General features: G+C 55.2%; 15 protein-coding genes. 9 read left to right on the top strand and 6 right to left on the bottom strand.

Annotated features, from left to right (window positions below):
* Positions 1 to 26: 26 nt before the first annotated feature.
* Positions 27 to 3,851: a PmoA family protein gene (locus KF752_11200; GenBank protein MBX3422109.1), complete on the bottom strand. Its 3,825-nt coding sequence runs from the start codon at positions 3,849 to 3,851 to the stop codon at positions 27 to 29.
* A 403-nt stretch (positions 3,852 to 4,254) separates the two neighbouring features.
* Between KF752_11200 and KF752_11195 the strand changes: the two genes are divergently transcribed.
* From KF752_11195 to KF752_11185, 3 genes are all read left to right on the top strand, one after another.
* Positions 4,255 to 5,256, top strand: coding sequence for a D-2-hydroxyacid dehydrogenase (locus KF752_11195; protein MBX3422108.1), 1,002 nt, complete (start codon positions 4,255 to 4,257; stop codon positions 5,254 to 5,256).
* Positions 5,257 to 5,340: 84 nt separating this feature from the next.
* Positions 5,341 to 6,501, top strand: coding sequence for a serine/threonine protein kinase (locus tag KF752_11190; GenBank protein MBX3422107.1), 1,161 nt, complete (start codon positions 5,341 to 5,343; stop codon positions 6,499 to 6,501).
* A gap of 140 nt (positions 6,502 to 6,641) precedes the next feature.
* Positions 6,642 to 7,343 carry a hypothetical protein gene (locus KF752_11185; GenBank protein MBX3422106.1) on the top strand — a complete coding sequence of 234 codons (702 nt, stop codon included), beginning with the start codon at positions 6,642 to 6,644 and terminating at the stop codon, positions 7,341 to 7,343.
* A gap of 23 nt (positions 7,344 to 7,366) precedes the next feature.
* Here the strand turns inward: KF752_11185 and def are convergent, their stop codons facing one another.
* From def to lpxD, 3 genes are read right to left on the bottom strand one after another with little or no spacing between them, the layout of a single operon-like run.
* A complete protein-coding gene (gene def, locus KF752_11180) occupies positions 7,367 to 7,963 on the bottom strand; it encodes a peptide deformylase (GenBank protein MBX3422105.1) in 597 nt (198 codons plus the stop codon).
* Positions 7,964 to 8,022: 59 nt separating this feature from the next.
* Complete coding sequence (gene lpxI / locus KF752_11175) at positions 8,023 to 8,967, bottom strand: UDP-2,3-diacylglucosamine diphosphatase LpxI (GenBank protein MBX3422104.1); 945 nt, start codon at positions 8,965 to 8,967, stop codon at positions 8,023 to 8,025.
* 48 nt (positions 8,968 to 9,015) lie between these two features.
* Positions 9,016 to 10,236, bottom strand: coding sequence for a UDP-3-O-(3-hydroxymyristoyl)glucosamine N-acyltransferase (gene lpxD / locus KF752_11170; GenBank protein MBX3422103.1), 1,221 nt, complete (start codon positions 10,234 to 10,236; stop codon positions 9,016 to 9,018).
* 629 nt (positions 10,237 to 10,865) lie between these two features.
* On the opposite strand from lpxD, the gene KF752_11165 reads away from it, so the two are divergent.
* The 4 genes from KF752_11165 to KF752_11150 are packed head-to-tail and all read left to right on the top strand — an operon-like array spanning position 10,866 to position 19,428.
* Positions 10,866 to 12,164 carry a DUF1501 domain-containing protein gene (locus KF752_11165; protein MBX3422102.1) on the top strand — a complete coding sequence of 433 codons (1,299 nt, stop codon included), beginning with the start codon at positions 10,866 to 10,868 and terminating at the stop codon, positions 12,162 to 12,164.
* Between the two features lie 9 nt (positions 12,165 to 12,173).
* Complete coding sequence (locus KF752_11160; GenBank protein ID MBX3422101.1) at positions 12,174 to 14,726, top strand: PPC domain-containing protein; 2,553 nt, start codon at positions 12,174 to 12,176, stop codon at positions 14,724 to 14,726.
* A gap of 45 nt (positions 14,727 to 14,771) precedes the next feature.
* A complete protein-coding gene (locus KF752_11155; GenBank protein ID MBX3422100.1) occupies positions 14,772 to 17,195 on the top strand; it encodes a DUF1549 domain-containing protein in 2,424 nt (807 codons plus the stop codon).
* Between the two features lie 10 nt (positions 17,196 to 17,205).
* Positions 17,206 to 19,428, top strand: coding sequence for a hypothetical protein (locus tag KF752_11150; GenBank protein ID MBX3422099.1), 2,223 nt, complete (start codon positions 17,206 to 17,208; stop codon positions 19,426 to 19,428).
* 47 nt (positions 19,429 to 19,475) lie between these two features.
* Here KF752_11150 and folK read toward each other — a convergent pair whose 3' ends face one another.
* On the bottom strand, positions 19,476 to 20,474 hold the full coding sequence (gene folK / locus KF752_11145; GenBank protein MBX3422098.1) for a 2-amino-4-hydroxy-6-hydroxymethyldihydropteridine diphosphokinase: 999 nt from the start codon (positions 20,472 to 20,474) through the stop codon (positions 19,476 to 19,478).
* A gap of 48 nt (positions 20,475 to 20,522) precedes the next feature.
* Positions 20,523 to 21,785: an endonuclease/exonuclease/phosphatase family protein gene (locus KF752_11140; GenBank protein ID MBX3422097.1), complete on the bottom strand. Its 1,263-nt coding sequence runs from the start codon at positions 21,783 to 21,785 to the stop codon at positions 20,523 to 20,525.
* Positions 21,786 to 22,307: 522 nt separating this feature from the next.
* Here KF752_11140 and KF752_11135 point away from each other — a divergent pair.
* Both KF752_11135 and KF752_11130 read left to right on the top strand, forming a co-directional pair.
* Positions 22,308 to 23,138 carry a DUF58 domain-containing protein gene (locus tag KF752_11135; protein MBX3422096.1) on the top strand — a complete coding sequence of 277 codons (831 nt, stop codon included), beginning with the start codon at positions 22,308 to 22,310 and terminating at the stop codon, positions 23,136 to 23,138.
* Between the two features lie 68 nt (positions 23,139 to 23,206).
* Positions 23,207 to 25,162, top strand: a complete 1,956-nt coding sequence (locus KF752_11130; protein MBX3422095.1) for a BatA and WFA domain-containing protein — start codon at positions 23,207 to 23,209, stop codon at positions 25,160 to 25,162.
* Positions 25,163 to 25,176: the final 14 nt, after the last annotated feature.

Here is a 25,176-nt window from a genome sequence, read left to right as displayed (position 1 = left end):
CGAGCGCCTGGCTTCGACGATAACCATTAGTCTGCTGCCGCTGGCGTGGGGCCGCTTTGCAGATAGCCCAACAGATCGATGACCTCTTGATCTGACAGGCTATTCAAGATGCCTTCGGGCATCATCGAAACTGCAGCGATTTCGCGTGACTGAATGCTGGACTTTGGAATGACCACTGGCAGCTCCCTGTCGGCAACGCGCAACCGCAAAACTCGATCATCCTCATCGCTGGGGATGCCAGAATGGATGCGTCCATCATCGGTCAACACAATGTGCATGCGATAGTCATCTTGGATGATGGCGCTGGGCGTCAGGATGTTGCTGAGCAGGTATTCTAAATTGCCACGATTGGCACCGGTGATTTCCGGTCCGACCTGACCACCGTCACCATGCAGTTGATGGCAGGTAGCGCAGGCACGGCGAAAGAGCTGGCGACCGGCATCCAGATTGGCTGATTGCAGACTTGCTGGAGTAAGCAATTCGCGATACTTTGCAAACACAGCCTCTTGATTGGCATCCAGTTGATCGACTGCACCCCAAACATCAACAAAGCGGTTGCCCACGATGCGCCGCAGCAGTCTGGCCACATGAGCGGGTACGTCGCGTTTGGGGACAGTGCCATGAGCAATGGCATCGGTCAACATTCCGCCATATCGTGAGCGAGTTGACAAAGCATAAATCGCTTCAATCTTGTCTGCGTCAGGCAACTCCGCATAGCGCCGAAGCAGTTGTCGTGCCAGTTCCGGATCGTCAAACGCGCCGATGGCTCGGATAGCTTCACGGTGCAGCTCAGGGATATCAAGTAGTTGGACTAACTTGGCTCTCAGTTCTGGATGTTGCCGGCCGGCCAGTTGCTGCAAGGCCTGTTGGCGATCAGCAACTGGGGCACTGGCGTCTTGAAGTGTTTGCAGCATTTCAGTGGCCGCCTGTGAGTCCCCGAAGCGCTGTGCAAGCTGATCGGCCAGCAAGGCTGCCTGCCCTCCCCGGGACTTTAATTTGCTGGCGACAGTCGCCCAAGCCGCCGGGGCCTGAATATCGAATCGCCCATCGGTTGAATCGCGGACACCCAGCAACATGTGCACTTGAGCCTCGCCATCTGAGTCCGATATTTGCGCCAGCAGCGGATCGAGCCGCTGGGCATCGCCCAGTCGCCGTGCGACGAAGCGGGAAATTAAACTCAACTGTGACTGCTGTGCAAGCGTCAGCGCACGACTCTCGTTCTGCTGGATGAGCGGTTCCAATGCGAACCACAGCATCTTTGGGATATTGTGATCGGCTCGGTCTTCGCCGCGCAGTGCTAAACGTTCAATCAACTGCCAACGCAATTCGGTGTCAACCCGCTGGGCAGCTGCAGCCAGAAACAACCGCACCACAGCCGACTCATCCTGTTGAGCCAGAGCCAACATCGCCTGCTGCGCGCCTGCGGGCGGTGCAAAGTCTTCGCACAGTAGTTGAATTGCCCAGCCGCGCACGTAAGGCTGGTCATTGTTTAGTAACGCAGTCAAAGAATCAGCATGCATGGCTCCGCACACATGCAGAGTCCACAGGGCGCGCAAGCGCATCGCTGCCGTCGGCGAAGTGCGCAATTGTTCGCGCAGCATGTCTAAAGACTCTGGCGACAGTACGCGAGTGTGCGCGCGGTGTTGTAGGATGGTGCGCGCGTGATTAGCGTGCCAGGCGCTGGGCACACTTTGCAACTGAGCCAGCGCAGCGTCGTCCAACAGATTCAAGTTGGCCGAGCGGTTGGGGAAAGCAGCCGCCTGACTGTTGATTGCTGAATATCGATAAATGCGACCGGTGTCTTTGGTCAGAACTTGCTTGCCGCAAATATCAGCATCGTGCCAATCCAGGACAAACACTGACCCATCGGGCCCAACTTCGACGCTGAATCCGATCCACTGTTCGTTATTGGCCAGTCCAAAATCGTCGCCGTGTTCAGCCACGAAACCGCTGCCTGAAGGGTGGACAATATCTGTTAGTATCGCATGTTCATGAATGTTAGCCATGAACACGCGGCCACGATACTTTTCAGCAAATGCATCGGATTGATAGACTCGCGCGCCGCCATGCGCCGAACGATGTCGATGCTGCGCGATGGTCTTAATGTCGTCGTAAACGTATGGATTGAAATGCCTGCCCCCTTGACGGTGATAGATACCACCGGGAATGACATGCCACAAATGCGGTATCACGCAGGCAGTGATGAACAGTTGTCCATGTTCATCGTAGTCAATTCCCCATGGGTTACTAAACCCATGAGCGACCACTTCAAACCGCTGCTTGAAAGGATGGTATCGCCACACGCCGCCGTTGATGTCGACTGCGGGTCCGTCCAACTGCACCTCTTCCGGAAACGGGTCGTTATGCTGGTACAATCTTCCATTCCCGTGAGGCTTGCCCACTCGCGAGGGCGTAGCAAAGCCCTGAAGACCGTAAAGCCAACCGTCGGGGCCCCAATGCAAGCTATTGAGAGTTTCATGGCGATCCAGAATGCCCCAGCCCGTCAACCGCACTTCGATGGCCTGGCGGTCGGCAACATCATCGCCGTCACTGTCGGGTACAAACAGCAGATTGGGTGGCGCACCCAACCACAAGCCGCCCATCCCCACAGCGATTGCTGCTGGAAACGGAATGCCCTCTAAGAAAACTTTGCTCTTGTCGGCTTGCCCATCGCCATCAGTGTCTTCCAGAATCAATATGCGACTGGAGCCGTCGGCTGAAAATCCGCTCTGCCGCGTTTCATAGTCGCGATTCTCGGCGACCCATAGTCGCCCCTGAGCATCCCAACAGAAGGCCATGGGTTGCGAAATCATCGGTTCAGAGGCAAACACATTGGCCCGATAACCTTCTTGAACAGTCATGCCGGCCACAGTCTGCTCGGCGGTCAAGAATTCTGACTTGAGTCCTGCCTCTTGAGCCAGCTGCCATTCGACCCAGTCGCCGCCAATGCCCGAATAAGCCGACCAGAGTTGCATCAGTTCAGCGTTGCTCATGTGGCCGGTATACGCCACCAAGCGGTGACGAATCGTCTCTTGCTGCCCGCCAGCAATGGACCAATCGCCTTGACGTGTGGGCACCGGTCCCACACCGAATTGGCTATCGACGCGCCAGGCCTGCGGATAGCTAAAGTTTTGCGGATGATCGAAGATAGCGAAGTGAGCCATGTCGGTACGGCCGGCAAGTTGCAGGCCCACATCCAACCACACCGATCGCTGCCCCTCGGCACGCAGGCCGCTGTGCCGTGCATTGTTCATGACTTGCCCAGCGGTCTGTGGAGTCCACGGCATGCGAACAAATAGTCCCCCATACTCGTATTTGCCGATCGTTACGTCGGTTAGCGCAGTGCCTGTCCATTGCAAATCCAGGATGTAACGCGCGTCCTCGTCACGCATCGTCCAAATCTGCGACTGCCGCATCACGGGCTGGCCTTCTGCATCCAGCAGATCGTAGACCGTCTGCCACTGCACGCTGTCGCCTGGACCAAGCGCCTGGGCCTTAAGCACGCTGCTGGAGACTCGTCTCCAATAGCCCTCGCCTGGATGATGAAAGTAATCGCGGCCATTGACGCGCGTTGGCCCCCAGAAAATACCCGTTTGATGTGGGTGATGCGTCGGGCTGGACTCAGTCATCAGTCCCTGCCCATCGGGTGCGACAATCGGATGCAAAAAGGGACGAAAAGATTCCCTGGCTACTTGGGTTACAACCGGCTCGGAGTCTCCCTGTCTATAAACCTGAATGGCATCCCCAGTTTCCGTCAGCATCGCAGTTAGCAGTTTAGGTTGAGCAATTGCCGAAGAATTTTGGCAATTCCAAATTGCCAAAAGCAATAGCGATCCCAAGGTGCGCAGCATGAATTGTATCTCCGTTGCAAACCGCCGGCGATCTGAGAAAAATGCGAGTCTTGCCCGAACGCTCTAGGTGACATCGACTAACCGCGATATTCTAACCCCCTGACTACGCTCTGGCACTCGCTATTTTTGGTTTTTGCATGCCCCGTTCATCCCAACTGCGGCTCGCAGGAGTGTGGGGCGTGATTTCGCTCAGGTTCTCTCAGTAGCCGTTGGTTTACAATCACACATCCACATCCCCGGTCTACCGGGCTTGGAGTCATCCAGCCCGGCACTGGAAAACGATGCTTTATACGAACTCCATGCCTGCAACTATTAGCGTCAATCCCCAAGACTGGCAGCGTCGCGCAGAAATTGACAGTCATAAACAACTCTATCTCGATTCCAGAATTGGATAAGCTTCTCCATGCTAATTGACAACGCGAATATTGTTTTGTGTTATCCGGTGCTTGCTGAGCATGTGCGACAGTTTCGCGATGCATTTCCGAAAGCCAACATCATCAACGCGGGACAAGAAGGAATTGCCCAACAGATATTCGAGGCCGATATTTTCGTGGGGCACGCGAAGGTGCCTGTTCCCTGGGATCAAGCTGTGTCTGCTGGGCGATTGCGTCTCATTCAAAGCTCGGCGGCAGGCTTGGACCACTGCCTAGTGCCGAGTGTGATTGCCTGCGACCAGCTTCAGGTGTGCAGTGCGTCAGGCTTGTTCGCCAATCAAGTCGGCGAGCAAACGCTGGCGCTGCTCTTGGGACTCCTGCGCTCCTTACCAGTGTTTTTTCGCCAAGCACAGCATAAAGATTTTACACGGCGTGCCACCGATGATTTGCATGGCAAGCGCGTGGGCATCGTGGGGCTGGGAGGCAATGGTCGGCGACTGGCAGAGCTGCTGTCACCCTTCAACGTAGAAATCTATGCGACAGACTACTACCCGGTGCGCAAGCCACCGCAGGTCGCTCAGCTGTGGCCTGCCGATCGCTTGCCCGAACTGGCACAGCGTTCGGACATCTTGATTTTATGTGTGCCGTTTAACCAGCAAACGCACCGATTGATTTCCGAGTCGATTATCCGACGGATGCCGCGCGGTTCGTATGTTATTAATGTGGCGCGCGGGCAAGTGGTCGATCAACCGGCCCTGCTTCAGGCGCTGCGGGATGGCCAGCTGGCGGGAGCTGGACTGGATGTGACCTACGAAGAGCCGTTGCCTGCAGACGATCCGCTATGGGAACTGCCCAATGTACTAATTACTCCGCATGTTGGCGCACAAGCCGCCAGTCGCGTGGACGATTCAACTCGACTGGCCATCGAAAACCTGAAGCGGTACTTCGGAGGCCAGCCGCTGTTGAATTTAGTGGACAAAAGGCTGGGATTCCCGCACCCCGACGTCATGGCCGTGAACCATCGCGTCTAACAGCGGGTCGGATTTGGCAGATATGTACGAATTCTGTAGAATGGACCTCCCGATCAACAGGAGGACCGGACCGTGTATTCAACCATGATGGACGACGGAAAGACGCGCGCGTTTGTCGAGCAGGAGCCGAACTCCGGCACGCTGGATCTGCAGCGGCGTTACAATGCATTGCTGGCCGGCGGCCGAGTGAATTGGACAACGTATCATGCTCTGGAACGCCAATTGGGTAGTGGCGGTCAAGGTGTGGTGTACTTAAGCGCCCGTAAGGGCGCCGACGGATTCCATCTGCCTGTGGCCATGAAGGTCTTTTCGCCAGAGCGGTTTGCAACGCCACAGACCTACCAAGTCGCCATGGAACGTATGGCCCGAGTTGCCTCTCAGGTGGCCACCATTCAACATGATAATCTGTTGGACGTCCACGATTTTGTGGATCGCAATGGGATTCGCATCATGGTCATGGAGTGGATCGATGGCTTGGATTTGCGTCAGTTAATGAACAGTCACCGCCTGCGGAGAGTGCAGACGTTGGCGCACGACAAGTGGGACTACATTGCCAGCGTTATCGCCACGCATGGGCCTCAACAAACGCGTTTTAAGGCTGGTGTGGCCGTGGCAATCGTCCGCGACTGCTTGGCGGCACTTGCGGCCCTGCATCGAGCCAAGATCGTCCATGGCGATGTCAAACCGGCCAACATCATGCTCAAGCAGACCGGCCACGCCAAATTAATCGACGTTGGTTCGGCATTCGAGGTCGATGCGCCACCGCCTGTGCGAACTTGCACACCGGTCTATGCTGCACCTGAGGTCTTAGAGGGCGGTAATTGCACTCCTCACAGCGATTTGGCAAGCCTGGGGTATGTGCTGATTGAGTTATTGGCGGGACGGCCATGCTTTGCGGGCGATTTAAGCCTGTCTGAACTACTAGAAGCCAAACGCAAGTTGCCGCAGATACTGCATGAACTCCTGCCGCCCGAAGTAACCTGCAACTCGCTGTTGGTCAGTCTGTGCCGCAAGTTCATTGTGACCGATCCCCTGCGTCGCTTTCCCAGTGCCGAAGCGGCTGAACTGCAGAAAGATGGGTTGGCAGCCTTCCACCGCCAACTAATTTTCGGCGATTTGGCGAGCGAGTATGAACATGATCTGCAGCTGTGGATGCGCGAAATGTCGCGTCATGAATTCATCGAAGTGGACTCGCTGAGTGACTCGGAAACCGGCTCTCAATCGTTCAGTCCCAGTCCCAGGTAAGCGCCGTCTGTAATGGTCAGTCACAATAAACCGGCTGGAGTGGGCTATTTTCGAGTTCGCTGCGGGCGGGTCGCTGGTAAGATTTTTGCCCGGCGATTAGTCTAGCGGCACGACATCGTTCTTTTATCAACGGGAATTTTATGGTGAGCATTCGAGCCAATTTTCAAAGTAGCTACCTATGGCGATATCTGATTATGGCCATCGCGGGCCTGTTTATGGCGCTGTGGTTCGCATTTGACGGACTGGTCACCTACCCCAAGGGGCTCGAGTATGCCGAGGCATACGAGCAGGTTGCACAGAATCACACCACAGAGGGCGAACGCGCCAAAGCTTGGCGAGAACTGGCTGCCAGCAAAGGCTGGCCACTCGAAGTGCCCGAGAAATCAGCACGAACCATACGCAATGATATCGAGGGACAATACTTCTTTGGCGTATTGAGCCTGCTGCTCGGCTTGCCGGCTGCTTATCTGTACTGGCGATCGCGCGGCCGGTGGATCGAATCAACCGAAGATGGCTTGGTGACCAGTTGGGGTCAGCGAGTCCGTTTTGCCGACGTCCAGTCACTCAATAAGAAACGCTGGGATGCGAAAGGGATTGCCCGCGCAACTTACATCGAAGGCACTTCCAAGCGGACGTTCGTGTTTGACGATTTCAAATACGATCGCGAGGCGCTCGGGCAGATCTTGCGAAAATTGGAAGCGGTGTTGCCGGAAGAAAAAATCGTCGCTGGTATCAGCGAAGCCCAACGTGATGCTCAGAAGGCGCTGGCCCAGCCGAATCAGAATCTGTCGGCAGCAAGCGGTGAAGCGAACTCGTCGAGCAACGACGAAAATAGCCGGTAGCGACTGGGCCAACCACGACAGCACTAGCAGTACAGTTGTTCCCAGTACTGCAATTGCGCCTGCAGGGCGGCGTGATCAGGTATGCTGCCCGCGCGTTGCTGCGCAGCAAACTCGGATTGCAACGCCTCAAGTTCATCGGCAAAGTCTACATGGGCACCTTCGGTCAGGCGGTCGATGAATAGCTTGCCATTCAGGTGGTCGGCTTCGTGTTGGATGATGCGGGCTTCAAAGCCGCTAAAATCACGGTCCACTTCGGTACCATCCAACATGTAAGCATTCACGCGTATCGTTTTCGCGCGGTTGACTCGTGCGTTCACATTGGGCAAACTCAGACATCCTTCGTCGGCTTCCACAACCCCTCGAGGGCGCGAAAGCACGGGATTGATCATGACCACTTCTTGACCTTCTCCCGGATTGCCACTAGCGTTCATGACGAACAATCGCAACGGCAGGTCCACTTGTGTCGCCGCCAGTCCAACACCGCGCTGTTCATACATCAGTTCGAACATGCGCGCGATGATCTCGCGCAGTTGCTCGTCAACGCGCCGAATCGACTTTGCCTGGTAACGTAGCGTCGGATGGGGGAACTTGATAATGGAAAGTTCGGAGACAATATTCATACCAACGCGTTGTTCCAATACGGGAAAGGGTCAAGTCGCGAGTTCTTGGACAGCGATCGTCACGCGACGCGAGGCCAAGACGATTGTGCAGTAGGCGACATCTGGCCTGCCGCGATTGACACAATTGTAATCCCTAACCGCTCGGCTGTCGCCAGCGTCTGCGTGCGCTGGACAATGATTGTACTTCCAGCCTGAATGGCAACACACTTGCCGCCAGCGGTTGCAATTGTTTGAATGGTTCGCGGTCCAATCGTCGGCAGATCGAAGCGATGATCTTGTTGTGGTTTGGCGACTTTTACCAAAGTGAATCCGCCGCGCGGGCAGAGTTTGCCGCTGCGAACGATCATGGCATCGGTGCCTTCAATGGCCTCTACAGCCAGCACCAGCTGATCTTTGATAGTCACGCTTTGGCCAATGTCCAATCCGCCCATTTTGCCAGCAAGCTGCCAGCCGAATTGAATGTCGGACCATTGACTGTGATTGGGTTTAGGTCCTGCCAGCAACCCTTCCATAGCCAGTAGAGCGGGAGCCACATCCTCTAGCGGCAAGACACGAATTCCCGCCCGATCATAAGCTGCCACCACGCTGCCGAGGATCGAATCGTCGCCGGCGTTGTGTTGGCGAGTGATGAATATCGAAGACAGCGTCCGCACGCTGGTCCAGTCAGGCACCAGCCCCAGCCATCCCATTCCGTGGTACAGCAACCGATTCTTGAACAGTTTTCCAGCCAGCGCAACGCGATCCACGCCGTGCTTGTGAAAGAAACGAATGTGTCCCCCCAACTTTGCCACGCCCATCCAACGAAAATGTTTGGCCAATTTGATAAGCTGAGGATCTGCATGTCCACGAATGCCAATAACATACAGATCGATGCCCTGCTGAGCGCAACGCTCGGCGATCTCGATCGGAAAGCTACCCCAGCCCGCCACTAGCCCTAGTGATTGGCCTGTAGCCAGGGACGTGGCTTCTGACAAGTTGTTAACGCAATTCCGGGTGTCGCTCATGGGTAGAGGTCCGCTTTGAAGAACAGAAGACATGAATTCGTTTGCAGCTTACGCGGCCTTGTGCTCGGTATCTCCAGCTACCGAAGCAATAGCCTGGCCAGATGCAGAGCACGTATTCGCACCGTCAGTACAATGGGCCACTTTTTCGAGCGATTCAATTCGCGTCATGAGGTCACGCAGTTCGCGGCGCATTTCGGGTAAGCGCGAAACGAGTAACCATTCCTGTAATTTCTGCTTGCGCGGACCAGCTGGAGCGCCCAGCATCACCTCTCCTGGCTCGACGTCTCGCATCAGGCCCGTTCCCCCTCCCAGCATCGCACGATCGCCAACGTGGACATGATCGGCCAGACCAACCTTACCGCCCATCACAACATAGTCACCGGTGGAGCACGAGCCGGCGATGCCAACTTGAGAGCAAATCAGATTATGCTTCCCTATGTGGCAATTGTGACCGATCTGGACCTGATTGTCTATTTTCGTGCCGGTGCCGATTCGAGTTGGTCCATAGGTTCCGCGATCAACGCTGGTTCCTGCACCCAGCTCAACATCGTCTTCAATTTCGACCCAGCCCAATTGCGCTGCTCGAATATGGCGACCATTGACTTGCCGGTAACCGAAGCCAAAAGCTCCCACAGCACAATTCGCATGCACGATCACTCGGTTTCCCAACGTCGTGTGGCGGTATAGGACGCTGCCTGAGAAAATCTCGCAATCGTCTCCAATACGGCAGCCACGCTGCAGGATGACGCCCGGGTGAATCTTCGAACGCTGACCAATCCTGCAATTTGCGCCCACCACGGCACCGCTGGCAACAGTTGATCCCGCACCGATAACCGCTGAGGGGTCGATCAGCGCTTCCTGGGATGAGAATAAACCGGAGCTGGCAACCTCAGCCGTCTCTGCTAACTCAGGATGCATGTGCAGCACAATGCTCGTGAATGCTGAGTGGATATCGGCGACAATCAACATGGGTTTGGTGCATTGACTTTCCATGTGCATGGCCACGACAGCCGCGGCCTGAGACTGGCTCGCACGCCGCGCCTGCTCGGCGCTGTCGGCCAACGTAATGCAGCCTGCAATGGCGTCTTGTAAAGGCAACGCCGAGTGAACGACGATGCTCGGGTCGCCATGAATTGTTCCGCTTACCAATTGAGCGAGCTGATCAAGCCGCACGCTGGGCATGACTGCATCCTTGCTGAGTGAATTTGATTGGACATGCTCACATCCGTTGTGAGCGATTAGACCAAGTAACCGCAAGATGGATAGCATTTTTGGCCATTCTTGACAACTGCGGTCTAAGCCGAAGATACTAAAGTAATTGGGAGTGAGTTCCAAGCTTATCAAACTACCAACTGGTCCCCAAATAGTAGCCGCTGTTGCCAGAATGTGGGTAAGCTGGGATTCGGTCGTCTGACGACCGTCTCCAAAGAGATTCGCCAAGTGACGTGCGCTAGAACGAGGCGCGGTACTTCTCAGGCCAAACTTGCAGCCAAATCGCAGTGTGCCATCTCCCCGGCACGCATGCCCCCCAAAGGGATGGTCTGGCTTTTGACAGTTGTTCGCGCATCAGCTATACTCGTCGTCGCTGCGCAGTGAGTCGGAGTGATCCGAATTCAGGCATAGCACACACCTTTGACCGATCATCGAACCGGTCATTTCGCCGAACGACAAAATGCGAGGAAGGGCGTCAGGGGAACGAATCAAACGTGGCCCTCGCGCTCTGCTGATTAGTGTTGCGGTCGGTCCCGCCTTAAAAATTGAATCCTACCTACGCTCGCGGCAAATGCCGGTCGCAGTGTTTACGCTGGAACGGTCACAATAAATATCGCGCCCGGTTTGTACTGAGGCGTGAACCACTCGGAATTCCTGTCGATGAACTTTACTGGAGTGATCTCGTAATGAAATGCCGTGGTAATGGACTTTCTCGCCGCAATTTTCTGACCGTGGGAGCCATCGGCGGGCTAACGCTGGCCGATTTCTTTCGCTTGCAAAGCGTTAGGGCTGATCAGAAGAATTATGATTTTATACCGGCCAAGGCTGAGAGCGTGATTCATGTATTCCTTCCCGGAGGCATGGCGCATCAAGAATCGTGGGATCCCAAGCCATACAGTCCAATCGAGTATCGAGGCGAGATGGGATCGATTAAGACCAACACTGGCGAGGTCATAAGCGAAACGCTACCGCGACTCGCTGCGATTGCTGACAAGTACGCGATCATCCGTTCGATGACGCACGGTGAAGCAGCCCACGAGCGCGGCACGCACAACATGTTCACCGGTTACAAGCCCAGTCCTGCGCTGGTGTTTCCTAGTTTTGGTAGCGTGGTCAGTCATGAATATGGTCCGCGAAAGGACCTGCCACCTTACATTTGCATTCCTGGTCGCCCCAACGAATTTGCTGGGTGCGGATATTTGAGTTCCTCGTATGAGCCATTCAGTTTGGGAGCTGATCCGGCTGCTAGCGGCTTTCAAGTTCGCGATTTGAGTTTACCTGAGGGCGTTGATGAACCACGATTTGCGCGTCGCCGCGCCGCGCTCTCAACCGTCAACGATTACTTTGCGGCTAGACACAATTCCGATGCTGTGGGTGCGATGGACAGCTTTTATGAGCGTGCCTACGGACTGATCAATTCCCCTGCAGCCCGCCAAGCCTTTGACATTTCTCAAGAGCCGCAAGAGCTGCGCGATGCCTATGGCCAAAATCAAGCTGGCCAGCGATTGTTGTTGGCGCGGCGGTTGGTTGAGGCCGGTGCACGTTTCGTGTCGTTGACCTATGGCGGCTGGGATTTGCATGACAATATTACCCCCAACACTCGCAATCTGATGCCACCGTTGGATCAGGGTCTGGCAACGTTGATTACCGATTTGGAATCGCGCGGACTTCTGAATTCGACGCTGATTATGGTTAGCAGCGAATTCGGAAGAACTCCCAAGATCAATGGTACTGCCGGCCGCGACCACTGGCCTAAGGTGTTTAGCGTCATGTTGGCCGGTGGGGGGATTCGCGGCGGAATGGTGTATGGATCGTCCGACCCAACCGCCTCAGAACCCGACAGCGATGCCGTCGAGCCAGCCGACTTGGCCTATACGGTCTATCAACTGCTTGGCATTGTGGCGGACAAAGAGCTGATGGCTCCAGGCGATCGCCCCATCGAAATCGTCGATGGCGGTCGGTTGTTGAGTGATCTCATTGTGTAGGCTGAAGCGATGTCAAACTTTTTCACGGATCGTGCTTGGTCCTTTGCAGGTCAATCTTGGGCTGCGGCTTGCCGTGAGCACTGCCGTACACTCGTAGGTGCATTTGTTGGTGCATGGCAAACTTCAACCTTGATCGCCATCACATGCGGCCTGGGTGTCGCCTGGCTGCCGAATTGGGCGCAAGCTGATCAACCCGTCATCCGCCGTATGACGCCGACCGGCTTTCAGCGTGGGCAAGATGTCGAGGTTGTTCTGACCGGGCAGCGGCTGTCGGACGCTACGAAAATTCTGTTCTACCAGCCGGGTATCGAACAAATTGATTTGCAGGTCGACAGTGAAAACAAGGTCACTGTCAAGCTGCGGATTGCGGACGATTGTCCACCTGGAATTTATAGTTTTCGATTGGCCTCGCGCACTGGTACCAGCAATATTCGCTACTTTGGGATTGGTGCTCTACCAATTGTCGATGAGGTGGAACCCAACAGCGACTTTGCTGCTCCTCAGTCGATCGCAGTCAATTCAACGGTGCATGGCCTGTGTACATCGGAGGATGTCGACTACTATGCCGTGCAGTTAGAGGCTGGTCAGAAGCTGACTGTGGAACTTGAGGGGCTGCGGCTTGGAACCGATTTCTTTGATCCCTTCGTAGCCATACTGGACGAAGATCGCTTCGAGTTGGCTCGTAGTGACGATGCGCCCTTGGTCCAGCAGGATTGCATCTGCTCGTTCGTCGCCACCGAAGCTGGCAAATATATCGTTCAGGTTCGAGAGAGTAGTTTCGGCGGCAACGATCGAGCGTTCTATCGTCTGCATGTTGGCGATTTTCCGCGACCACTCTCAATCACGCCCGCCGGTGGGCGTCCCGGTGAGCTGATCCAAGCAACAGTTGTCGATGCCAGTGGCCAAAGTTGGAATGAGCCGATTCAATTGCCAACTGCGCTCGGCGACTTTGCCTACACCGCCAGTCGCGATGGCAAGCTAGCGCCTTCGCCCAATGGTCTGCGAGTCGTGGACATTCCGTGTTTCATGGAAACTCTGAATGATGAAGTCGATCGTAGCGGATTGGCAGCAGTCGATCTGCCAGCGGCATTCCATGGAGTACTGGAGCAGCCCGGTGATACTGATTGGTTCAAGGTGCGTGGTAAGAAGGATCAGACTGTCGAACTGAACGTTTATGGCCGGCGAGTGCTGCGTTCGCCAGTCGACAGTTGGTTGGAGGTTTACAACGCGGCGGGTGGCTTATTGGCAGCCAACGATGATAATGGTGGCAAACCTGATAGCTTTTTGAGTTTCAAATTTCCGGAGGACGGCGAGTATCTGATTGCCATTCGTGATCAATTGCGTGCCGGTGGACCGTCTTACAGTTATCGAATTGAAGCCCTGCCGCCCAGCCCGTCGTTGCACTTCACGGTGGACGAGCTTGTGCGTTATACAGCACCGACCATGGACGTGCCGCAGGGCGGTCGCATGGCATTGCTCTTGCGTGCCAATCGGGCCAATTTCCGAGGGGCGCTGGACTTGCGTCTGGAAGGCGCTCCAGCAGGCATCCAATTGGAAACTGCACACGTAACCGCCGACCAGGGCTTTATACCGATGATGGTTCGAGCCTCCGCCGATGCCACCCCCGATGCCGCCCTGGTAAACCTAGTCGGTCAAACGACAGCTGATGCACCAAGCCTGACTGGACAATTCGTGCAACGCACAACGCTGGTCTTCGGGCAGAACCGCGTTGACGTGTGGGGGCATGACGCTCAACGCCTAACCGTGAATTTGACGGAACCATTGCCTTTTACGATTAGCCTCGATCAGCCACACGTACCGCTGACACGCATGGGCGAGTCAGAGTATGTAGTGCGTGTGCAGCGACAGGAGGGGTATGCGGAACCGATCGACTTGCGGTTGCTCTACAACCCCAGCGGCGTTTCCGCCAGCGGTTCGGTGCGCATCGAAGGCGACCAATCGGAAACACGCATACCAGTTACAGCCAATCCGCAAGCGGCATTGGGCACGTTTCCGATCACCGTGTTGGCCCAGGCCAAGGTCCGTAACGCTCAGGTGTGGTGCGCTACCGAATTCATACAGCTGGAAATCCAAGATTCCTATTTCGACTTCAAGTTTCCCAAAGCTGTGGTCGCGCAAGGCGAGTCTGGTTTTGTAACGATCAATGTTGAATCGAAGCAGCCGCCCGAGGGTGAGGTCGAGTTAGAATTGGTTGGGTTGCCGGCTGGAGTTGTTACAGGCCAACCCAAAATGGCTTGGGCAGCTGGTGCCGAGCAAGTCAATTTTCCGGTTACGGTTGATGCCGATGCACGGGTAGGAAAACATCAAACGCTGGCGATCAAATGCCGTATCACCCGGCCTACTGGACTGATTCAGCAGACCCAGGGAACAGGCGAATTGCAAATCGTTAGTCCCCCCCCCAAGCCCGTAGAAATGGCCGCTACGCCTGCCCCGGCACCCGAAGCCCCATCAGCCCCAGCGGCTCCACCAACCAAAGTGCTCAGTCGCCTAGAGCAACTTCGGCAAGCCGCCGCTGCCGCAGCCGCCGCCGGCGGTTCGTAAGTCCAACCCTTCGCAATAAATCTGACAAGTTTAGGTATCAAGGATATGGTCGGTCGAATCTATCTGTGGTTAGTGCTGGGATTTGGGTTGTGGCCGATTCAAAGACTGCCAGCTGCCGAATGGGTATCGCTGACGGTCTATCCGCCAAGTGTCAATCTGCACACGGCGGCTGATTTCCAGCATGTAATCGCTGTGGCCCAGCGGTCCGATGGCATCACTCAAGATGTGACCGACCAAGCTCAGTGGACGGTGGGTGATGCGGCGCTCGTGGAACTGAAAGGATTTCGACTGAAGCCGCTGGCCGATGGCGCGACACGCTTGGTGGCCCAATGGCAAAACCTGCAAGCCGGTGTCGACGTTAACGTTACGGCGGCAGCCCAGCCACGCGCCATCAGCTTTCACTTGGATGTCATGCCAACGTTGACGCGTTCCGGCTGCAATACCGGCTCGTGTCATGGAGCGGCACGAGGCAAAGACGGTTTTCGATTGTCATTATTTGGCTTTGATCCGATCGGTGACCACTTTCGAATTACTCGCGAGATTCCTACGCGGCGCATTAATCTGGCCCGCCCTGATCAGAGTCTCATGTATCAAAAGGCGACGGGGGCTATTCCACACGGCGGTGGGAAACGCATGGAGCCTGGCAGCGTGTATGCCGAAACGCTGCTTACGTGGCTGCAGCGCGAGGCACCACTGGACGAAACAGCGCCGCCGGTCTGTACCAAGTTGGAGCTATTCCCTAGCCAGGCGGTATTGCAAGGTGACGCAGTGCAACAGCGGTTGGTCGCCGTCGCCCATTTCAGCGATGGCACGACGCGCGATGTCAGTTCACTTGCAGCTTTCTCTACCAATAACGATCTGTGTGCGGCAGTGACGGATGTCGGTTCGATCACGGCCGGAGTACGCGGCGAAGCGTTTGTCATGGCGCGCTACGACACGCATACTGTGGGGACTCAAGTAATCACTCTGCCAGCCGACTTGGATTACCAAGCTCCGCCTGCAACCGGCAATTATATCGATCAATTGGTCGCCGATAAATTGCAAAAGCTACGGGTGCCGCCCAGCGGTAGCTGTACGGATCAAGAGTTCCTACGGCGTGTAACAATCGACATTTCTGGGCTGCTGCCGACCGAGGATGAGTTCGCACAATTCATGCAGGAGGCTGCAGCTGACAAACGAGCCGCACTGATTGATCGTCTACTGGAACGCAAGGAGTTCAGTGAAATATGGGCCATGAAATGGGCGCAGTTGTTAATGGTCAAGAGCGACAATAATGTTAGCTACAAAGCGGCCTTTCTGTATTCGAGTTGGCTGACGAACCAAATTGCCAGCGGGCAGCCAATCGATAAGATCGTGCGCGAGCTGCTGTCAGCTAGTGGCGGAGTGTTTAACCAACCGGAAACCAATTACTACCAGGTCGAACGTGACACTCTCAAAGTTTCAGAGAATGTAGCTCAAGTCTTCATGGGCATCCGGACTCAGTGTGCACAGTGCCACAATCATCCTTTTGACCGCTGGACAATGAATGATTACTACGGCTTCACGTCGTTTTTCTCACAGATTGGTCGCAAGACCGGTGAAGACTATCGCGAAACAATCGTCTTTAATAACGCCGGGGGCGAAGTCAATCATCCTGTGACGGGCACACCCGTGCCACCGACTTTCCTGGGCGGAGGCGTTGCTGATATTGCCGGCCGCGATCGGCGCGCCGTGTTGGGCGAGTGGCTTGCTAGCCCCGACAATCCTTATTTCGCAACCAGCATTGCTAATCGCGTGTGGGCGCATTTTATGGGTGTAGGCTTAGTTGAGCCCGTGGACGACATTCGCGTCAGCAACCCCCCCAGTAACCCAGAACTGTTTGCTGAACTTGGTAAGCGGTTGGTCGAGTACAAGTTTGACCTCAAGCAATTAGTGCGAGATATCTGCAATAGTCAGGCATACCAGCGAACCACTCAAACCAGTCCTGCCAATCAGCATGACACTCGCAACTACGCCTACGCCACTGTACGTCGGATTCCGGCAGAGAATTTGTTGGATTGCGTTTCACAAGCTACCGCTACCAAAGATAAATTCCCCGGTCTGCCGCTGGGTGCGCGGGCCGTACAGATTGCCGACGGTTCCACTAGCGACTATTTCCTGTCCACCTTTGGACGTTCGCCGCGAACAACGGTTTGTCAATGTGAAGCTAGTACCGATCCATCACTTTCTCAAGCCTTACATCTGCTCAACGGCAGCGCCAGTCAAAATAAGATTCAGCAAGGCCAACTGATCAAGACTTGGATAGATCAAGGTCTGACGGTTCCTGATGTGATCGGCAAGATTTATTTACGTTGTCTGTCGCGACTGCCTGACGAACCGGAACTGAATACTCTGACCAAGATGGTTGCTGACAGCGGTTCAGTAGAAATAGGGTTGGAAGATGCATTTTGGGCCGTGCTAAACAGTCGCGAATTCATGTTTAATCATTAGAGCCAGTTGTATGTTAGCAAATTTTCATCGCCTCTTGCTTCTGTGCCTGCTGCTAGCGTCGTGCGGACGTGTCTCTGCTGAGGAACAGGAGCAGAAGATCACTTTTGACGAGCACATCAAGCCGATCTTTCGTGAGCACTGCACAGTCTGCCACAGTCAATCGGATAAGTCGAGCGGGCTGGCATTAGACAGCTACGGTGACACACTTGCCGGAGGCTCAGGAGGCAACATTGTCAACTCTGGCAACGTTGATGGCTCCCGTTTGTACGCGCTTATCACGCATCAACAGCAACCCTTTATGCCGCCCGATGAGCCCTCGATAGCACCGGAAAAACTGCAACTCATCAAGACCTGGATCGAACAAGGCATGCCGGAAAACGCTGGCAGCAAGATCAAACGGGCCAGTTCGTCGGTCACGACTATGCTTGGCGCCACTTCGACGGGCAAACCCGATGGTCCACCGCCGATGCCGGAACGACTGCTCACGCAGGTCGTGCTGGAGACCAGACGCAGTGCTGCCATAGCCTGCCTAGGAGCCAGCCCTTGGGCACCATTGTTTGCGGTAGGTGGGCAGGAGCAAGTCATATTGTATCATGCCGAAACTGCTGAACTGTTAGGAGTCATTCCGTTTCCGGAAGGCGAGCCGCAATCTCTTGTGTTTACGCGTGACGGTCGTCAGTTGCTGATTGGTGGCGGCAGGCATGGTCACAGCGGTTGTGCCGTTTTAGTTGACGTAGCAACCGGACAACGCATTGCCAAGGTTGGCGATGAACTGGATATCGTGCTGGCCGCTGATATATCGCCCAACAAGCGACGTATCGCATTGGCCGGACCGCAGAAGATCATTCGTGTGTTTGATTCCGCAACTGGGGATAAGCTGTTGGAATTGAAGAAGCATACCGATTGGATTTATGCGCTGCGATTCAGTCCAGATGGCGTGCTGTTGGCTTCAGGTGACCGTAGCAACGGAGTGGTGGTTTGGGAGGCGGATTCAGGAAACCTGTACGCGGATCTTATAGGACACAAGGCTGCGATTACTGGGATGGACTTTCGTAGCGATTCCAATGTCCTGGCATCGAGCAGCCTAGATGGTGCGGTCAAATTGTGGGACATGCTGGAGAGCAAAGAGGTCAAATCGTGGGGAGCGCATGATGGTGGCGTTAACAATCTGCATTTCTCGCAAGATGGCATGTTAGCCACCGCCGGCAAGGATGCTAAGATCAAGTTGTGGAATGGCAATGGCGAGTTACAAAAAGAATTTCTAGGTCTGCAAGAGTCCGCCTTACGAGTTGCGTTATTAGGTAGTGGTACCCATGTGGCGGGCGGCGACATGCATGGTCATGTCCAAGTGTGGCGCTGTGATGACCCGGCTGCCGTGCAGTTTGTCGCTGCCAATCCGCCATCGATCCAGTCGCGTTTGGCTCAGGCCCGGCAGATGCTCGAACAGCTACAGCAAGAGTTGCTGGCGGCTAGTGAAACCTCGGAGTCGGCCGCAAAGTTGGCCGCAGAGTCTGCCAAATTGTTGGCGGAACGCCAAACTGCTGCTCAGTCACAGCAAGTCGAGTTAGCATCGGCCACCGCTCAGGAGCAAACTCTCAAAGACTCATTAGCAGGGTACGACCAAAAAATTGCGGCGCTTGAGCAGGAGCTGGCTGTCGCCAAACAGCAACGCGAAAGTACTGCAGCCAAGCTGGCAACCGCTGGTCAGTCGGTTCAGTCACTGACCGTGCAATTGCAATTGTCTCAACAGGCAGCGTCAGAAGCGGATGGTCAATGGCAACAGTTCAATCAGGCTGCTGCTGAAGCTGCTCAGAAGCTATCAGAAATTCATGCACGCCGCGCTGCCGCCCAAACGGCGCTCGACAAAGCACAGGCCGATCAGGCGGCCGTCGAGCAGCGCGCGGCAGAGTTGGTTGCGCTGTCCGAGCAAATGGCGACCCAGGCCAAATCGCTGTCTGAACAGTTAATTGCGGCTCAGCAGCAGCAAATCGCGGAAGCGACGACCGTCGATAAAATGACCAATGACCTGAATGCTCTGCGAGATCAATTAGCGGTCGTTCAAAAGCGCTTGGACGAGGCTGCGGCCGCACATTCGGGAGCCACGGAAAAACTTAATGCTGCCCAAGCCAGCAGTCTGCAATTGGAGCAGCAAGCCCGCGATGCTGAGCAAGCTGCGCTTGAGGCTTTAGAAAGCTTGCGACTGTTCCAACAGTCTTTTGGTTCAATCAAGTAGACATGCTTTGCTGTCGGGAAGCCCCTCTGGGTTTACACCAGTTCCGGTCAATCTGCGGACTCAAGCGGCCAAATCGTACAATCCATGGCCTCCAATGCAGCGCACAGTTCGTGCTGCGCCCAGTGTACATCAGAAGTCGCTAGCAAATAGCGCGCGCCCTGAAAGCGCCAGTGCCCTAACCCTTCGGACTCTGGGCACAACCGCAACTGAATTGCCAACTTGCGGTGCAGTTGTTCCCAAGCGGTGCTCTGTGGCGGCGACGATTCGCTCAAGAAAGGTTGCCAGAAAACAATCAGCTTTGTGGGCAATACCAACTCAAGCGGGGATGCTTCAACGAGCAACTGGAATTGATCCATCGGCAGCCAACAGGCGATTCGCCCTCGATCGCTGGCGGGAAGATGCTGAGCAGTAGCTGACTGAAAGGCATCCCGAATATGGTCGACGTCTAGTAACGGTTCACGATCCAGCCAGCGAGTACCACTTGCTCGGCTCACACCGTCCTGTAACTGACGCAGCGCATCGCGACCGGCCTGCGAGTGTGCTTGATCTGCAGGCGCGACCAACAGTAAAGCGCCATCACCATCCGCCAGGTTGGCGGCCAGAGTTCCAATAGTTAGCCCGGAAACTGGATCCAGCCATTGCTCGGCGACATCAGCTGCTGGTCGCAGTATAAACCTGCGCATACACATGCGCGGGTGAGGGACTTTAAGCTGCTCAGTCCAAATGCGTAGATCGTCGTATAGCAGGATATCCAAGTCGATGCGCCGAGCCTCCCACCGCTGGATGCGTTGTCGCCCGAGTCTTAGTTCGATCCGGCGAATGAGCTGCCACATTTTCTCCACGTCATGCTGCGTCTGTATCGCCGCGACCGCATTTACAAACGAAGCCTGACCGTCTGGTCCGCCTACCGGCGGAGTGTGATAAAGCGGGCTGAGAGTCAGTTGATCACCTTGGGCCAGCCCCTGTCGTAGCAGGTCAACCGCCGACAACACGCTGCTGCGCGCGTCGCCAATGTTGGCCCCAAGACTTATCAAACACTTAGCCATCTTCGCAGGCCATCGCAGTGGTACGAGTATGTTTTTTGGAAATGATTGCTAGTTCGGTTCGTTCTGACGCGTAGCCGGCATCAAATCTACCCACACCATATGATGATCGGACGCTTCCAAAAGAGATTTCCATTTCCCTGCCACATCCGCGTCTAAGCCTGACAGCACTGGCCAGACGACGCCGCTGTCAACGATTCGCAGGCCGGTGCTGGGTAGTACATAGTCGATGCGTAAATTCCCTACCGATCGATCATTGAAGTCCCCCGTGTCGTAGGCCGGGTTGGATTGCTGTTCCAGATTCTTCTTTCCCTGTTCCTTGGCCGCGGCAACAGCCCCAGCGCTCTGCGGAATTGGTTGGGCGGCGATTCTGGGGCAATCCAATAGTTCACCTATGGCAGAGTGGCGACTATCACCATCGATCGGATCACTGTTCAAGTCGCCAACAACGACGAACAGCGCATCGGGTGGCAGTGCACCGGGGCGCCCTTGGTCATCAATCCAAAACGGCTTGCCAGCGCTCACAGCCGACGACTTGGGCTGGTCGGTGATGTACAGCGACAACAGCCGAATTTCGTCGTGATTGCGACAGCCGTTGTGATCTTCAGGACCATCAAATACGGGCGGCGTGGGATGGCTGGCCAGCAGGTGCACTTCACCCGCCGGAGTCCGAATCACTACGTCCCACAGACTCTTGCTGGACAACCGCAGTCTTCGCCACGTCTCTTCGGTGTAATACTTGTCGCCAGTCTCTGGCCAAACAGGTTGCAACGCGCCAGGCAACTCCGACCAAAGCAGTTTCTGAAATGTCCGTGTGCAGTTCTCGTCGATTTCATATCGGCTCAAGACTGCCATTCCGAACTGTCCTGGAAAGTTCCCAAATCCCCAGGCATCCTCGGGATCTCCCACGCGACCATTGTTGTTCAAATCCAGTCCACTAGGCAGGCCCGTGTTCACTGGTGCGGAGAACCGGTAGGGTAATTCAACCGGACCACTACCCAGTAAGTCGGCGTCGGGCCGAGCTAAATACAAATCGTGGAACAGTTGGGCATTGTTTGTTTCAGTCGAGAAATCCAGTTCGTTAAGCAGCAAAATATCCGGATTTATCGCGCGAATTATGGTCGCGATTTTCCACGCTTGTTGATCGTTGGCTTGTAAGTCTTCAGCCAACTTACCCGCTTTAGATCGATTGAGCGAAACGTTGAACGTAGCCACGCGAATCGCACCAGCTTGTTTTGTTGTGGCTAGTTCAATAGCCTGAACTAGCTGAGCGCTACTGCACAGGATTATGGTCGAAATAACGCTACGAATCATCTTTGGCAGCCTAAACAGAGCGCGGAGGAGGTTCTTGAAGCGATTAATGTCAGACATGGCGGGCAACATTCCGGGCGCAGAACAAATCAAGTCAGCAGGATGCCAGAATGTAAGTAGGATAGGCTGTGCAGCAACCCCGGAAAACCCTACCTGCAAGGTTTCAAGCCAAGTACCCTACATCGAGCTGCTAAAGTATAATTTGCGTGCAGCAACCCACACCACAGCCAGCAACTTGGACTACGGGCAATTCTTCTCCCGCATACGCGGGATTACGGCACTGAATCTGTCGAATGTTGTAGTGGATACTCGATGACCATCCAGCGTTGGCTGATCCATGGCAATCCAACCGAGGTAGAGTCGTGGTTGGTTGAACTTCAATGGCATAGGCATGACAGCGACACCTATTGCAGATAATCTGTGACCCAATGATTGAAGTGCAACGTAAGACTCGAGTGGCCAATGATTGAACCAACTATGACTGCTGAGCTGCTGCCTCCGAGCTTGATGGCCAAGCTGGAACGCATGGAATTGGTTAGCCGCAAGGTGTTTCGCGGACGATTGAAAGGCGAGCGCCGCAGTCGCCGAAAGGGACAGAGCGTCGAGTTTGCCGACTTTCGCAATTACACGCCGGGGGACGACCTGCGATTCGTCGATTGGAACCTGTACGCGCGCATGGACAGGCTGTTTCTGAAACTGTTTCAGGAAGAGGAGGATTTGCATGTCTATTTTTTGGTGGATGCCAGTCCGTCCATGGATTTCGGCACTCCGACAAAATTTTTTGCCGCCAAACAGATTGCGGCGGCCCTGGCGTTTGTTGGATTGTGTCGAGGCGATCGCGTCAAGATCGAATTTTTAGGCCCGACAAGCACTGCTAGTCCGGTGCTGAGAGGCCGTAGCCAACTATATCGCATGCTCGACTTTGTACAGTCGGTGGCACCTCGGTATACGGTTTCATTAACGCAAGCAGTCAAACAGTTTTGCTTAAGGAACACAGGACGTGGAATCGTCATTCTGCTGACTGATCTGATGGACAAGGGCGGCTACGAATCGGCGTTGCGATTGTTGGTGAGCCAACAAATGGACGTGTATCTGCTGCATCTCTTGTCGCCAGAAGAAATCCAGCCTGAATTGACGGGGGATCTCAAGCTGGTGGATTGCGAGGATGCGGACGAAACGGAGATCTCTGTTTCTACGGCGCTGCTCAAGCGTTACCAGCAGACCTTGGCTGCATTTACTGGCCAGGCGCGACAATTCTGCGCGCGACGTGGTATTACCTATCTGTTGGCTCGCAGTGATCAGGGGGCCACTGTGCTGGTCGGCCAGTATTTGCGTGAGCGTGGTTTGGTTCGCTAACTGGCGTTGTTTTCGGCAGCGACTGTACAGCAGGCGATTAACATTTGGCAACGTCGAGCGAGGTCGCTATGAGCTGGATGAACATGTTGAGCGGCTGGCAATGGTTGGTCATGGCCGTCATTCCACCGCTGGTCGTCATGCTGTACTTGCTCAAACTGCGACGAACGCCGGTGCAAGTGCCAAGTACCTATCTCTGGCGACGCACGATTGAGGATCTACACGTCAACAGCATTTGGCAACGATTGCGCCAAAATCTGCTACTATGGCTGCAGCTATTGGTATTGGGGATCGTCGCCTTGGCCTGCCTGCGGCCAGGTATCCGCGACGAGCAGACGATTGCGCAACGGTCAATCTTCTTGATCGACAATTCTGCCAGCATGCAGGCTACCGATGTGGCTGGCATGACCCGGCTGGAAGCTGCCAAAGAGCGCGCTATGCAGATGGTGGATGGTATGGATCGCAGCGATGTGGCCATGGTGATTGCGTTTAGCGATCGGGCTGACGTCCGGCAAGGCTATTCATCGGACAAGCGACGCTTGAAAGCTGCCATCCAGTCGATTGGGCCCACATCGCGGACGACCGATTTGATAGAGGCGCTGCGAACAGCCTCCGGCTTGGCTAATCCGGGTCGCACCAGTCAGATTCAAGACGTCAATGATATTCAGGTCGCCGAGGCGGTACCGGCCCACGTTTATCTGCTGAGCGATGGTGGATTTGCAACACCCCCGATCGACTTGGGGAATCTGACCGCCGAGTACATTCCGATTGGTAGTGTGCAGCCCCAGAACATCGCCATTCTCGCCTTCACCTGCCAGCGCAACGAAGAAAAGCCGGGGCAGGTTGAAGCGTACGCGCGCCTCCAGAATTTTGGAAGCCAGCCCATGCGGGCCGATGCTGAACTTCTACTGGACGGACAACTGATCGACGCAGAACAGGTGCAGCTTGACGGCGGGCAGGCGCAGGGCCTCAGTTTTGAAATAGCCGACTTGCAGGCAGGACAACTTGAATTGCGATTGCAGGCCGACGACCACTTGGCAGTGGACAACGTGGCGTACGCAGCTCTAACACCGGCCCGGCAATTGGAGGTGGTTCTTGTTTCCAACGGCAACACAGCGCTACGGGCTGCCTTGGCTACGCCGTTGGCCATGGCGGCCGCCCATGTTCGCGAGATTCGCCCGGATGAATTGGACAACGAGGAGATGCAGCGTTTATCGGCGTCGGGTAACGTTGACTTGTTTATCTACGACAACTGTGCACCGACGACAATGCCCGAAGCCAATACGTTGTTCCTGGGAACGTGTCCACCGGGCTCTGACTGGAAAGCATCGGAACCCCAAGGTCCGATATTCGTGATCGACGTCAATCGTGGGCATCCATTGTTACAGTACGTAGACTTAAGTGCACTGCTCATTGCCGAGGGCATCAGCTTCCAATTGCCGGTCGGTGCAGCCGAGCTGGCTCGGAGCGATGACGGCGTCTTGATGGCGGTAGCTCCCCGCGACGCATTTCAAGATGCGGTGGTGGGACTGAAGTTGCAACAGAACAATACCAATTGGGTCAATCGCCGTAGTTTTCCAATTTTTGTCTTGAACTGTTTGGATTACTTGGGTGGAGCAGCTTCGTCGGCCGGAGCCAAATCATTTCGTCCTGGACAGCAGGCCGTGATGCATTTGTCCAGTCGCTTTGATCAGTTAACAATCGAAGATCCAAGCGGCAAGCAGACGCCGATCGGCCGCAATAGCTCTGCACAGATTGCGTACTCCAACACCGACACTCTGGGCATCTACCGCGTTCAGTCGACCGCTCCCGAGCGAACTTTGCAGATGTTCAGCGTCAACCTGTTTAGTGATACGGAAAGCAATATTCAGCCGGCGGCCGACATTCGCATCGGCTTGCAAGAAGTAGAAACGCGCACGGCCGCCGCCACCGTCGTCCGCGCCGAATACTGGCGCTGGCTATTGGCCGCTGGGCTGATCATATTGCTGCTGGAGTGGTATCTTTATACTCGACGAATTGCCGTCTAGCCTGAGGGAACTAT

This window comes from Pirellulaceae bacterium (genome assembly GCA_019636385.1).
In the GTDB taxonomy this organism is placed as follows: domain Bacteria; phylum Planctomycetota; class Planctomycetia; order Pirellulales; family Pirellulaceae; genus Aureliella.
This window is presented reverse-complemented; position numbering and strand designations above follow the sequence as displayed.

Bases quoted from the DNA above. Each gene is read 5' to 3' on its own strand.
- KF752_11185 (MBX3422106.1), top strand. From the start codon at position 6,642: ATGGTGAGCATTCGAGCCAATTTTCAAAGTAGCTACCTATGGCGATAT.
- KF752_11155 (MBX3422100.1), top strand. From the start codon at position 14,772: ATGGTCGGTCGAATCTATCTGTGGTTAGTGCTGGGATTTGGGTTGTGG.
- KF752_11160 (MBX3422101.1), top strand. From the start codon at position 12,174: ATGTCAAACTTTTTCACGGATCGTGCTTGGTCCTTTGCAGGTCAATCT.
- KF752_11130 (MBX3422095.1), top strand. From the start codon at position 23,207: ATGAGCTGGATGAACATGTTGAGCGGCTGGCAATGGTTGGTCATGGCC.
- KF752_11140 (MBX3422097.1), bottom strand. From the start codon at position 21,785: ATGATTCGTAGCGTTATTTCGACCATAATCCTGTGCAGTAGCGCTCAG.
- KF752_11150 (MBX3422099.1), top strand. From the start codon at position 17,206: ATGTTAGCAAATTTTCATCGCCTCTTGCTTCTGTGCCTGCTGCTAGCG.
- KF752_11165 (MBX3422102.1), top strand. From the start codon at position 10,866: ATGAAATGCCGTGGTAATGGACTTTCTCGCCGCAATTTTCTGACCGTG.
- KF752_11195 (MBX3422108.1), top strand. From the start codon at position 4,255: ATGCTAATTGACAACGCGAATATTGTTTTGTGTTATCCGGTGCTTGCT.
- KF752_11135 (MBX3422096.1), top strand. From the start codon at position 22,308: ATGGAATTGGTTAGCCGCAAGGTGTTTCGCGGACGATTGAAAGGCGAG.
- def (MBX3422105.1), bottom strand. From the start codon at position 7,963: ATGAATATTGTCTCCGAACTTTCCATTATCAAGTTCCCCCATCCGACG.
- folK (MBX3422098.1), bottom strand. From the start codon at position 20,474: ATGGCTAAGTGTTTGATAAGTCTTGGGGCCAACATTGGCGACGCGCGC.
- KF752_11190 (MBX3422107.1), top strand. From the start codon at position 5,341: ATGATGGACGACGGAAAGACGCGCGCGTTTGTCGAGCAGGAGCCGAAC.
- KF752_11200 (MBX3422109.1), bottom strand. From the start codon at position 3,851: ATGCTGCGCACCTTGGGATCGCTATTGCTTTTGGCAATTTGGAATTGC.
- lpxD (MBX3422103.1), bottom strand. From the start codon at position 10,236: ATGCTATCCATCTTGCGGTTACTTGGTCTAATCGCTCACAACGGATGT.
- lpxI (MBX3422104.1), bottom strand. From the start codon at position 8,967: ATGAGCGACACCCGGAATTGCGTTAACAACTTGTCAGAAGCCACGTCC.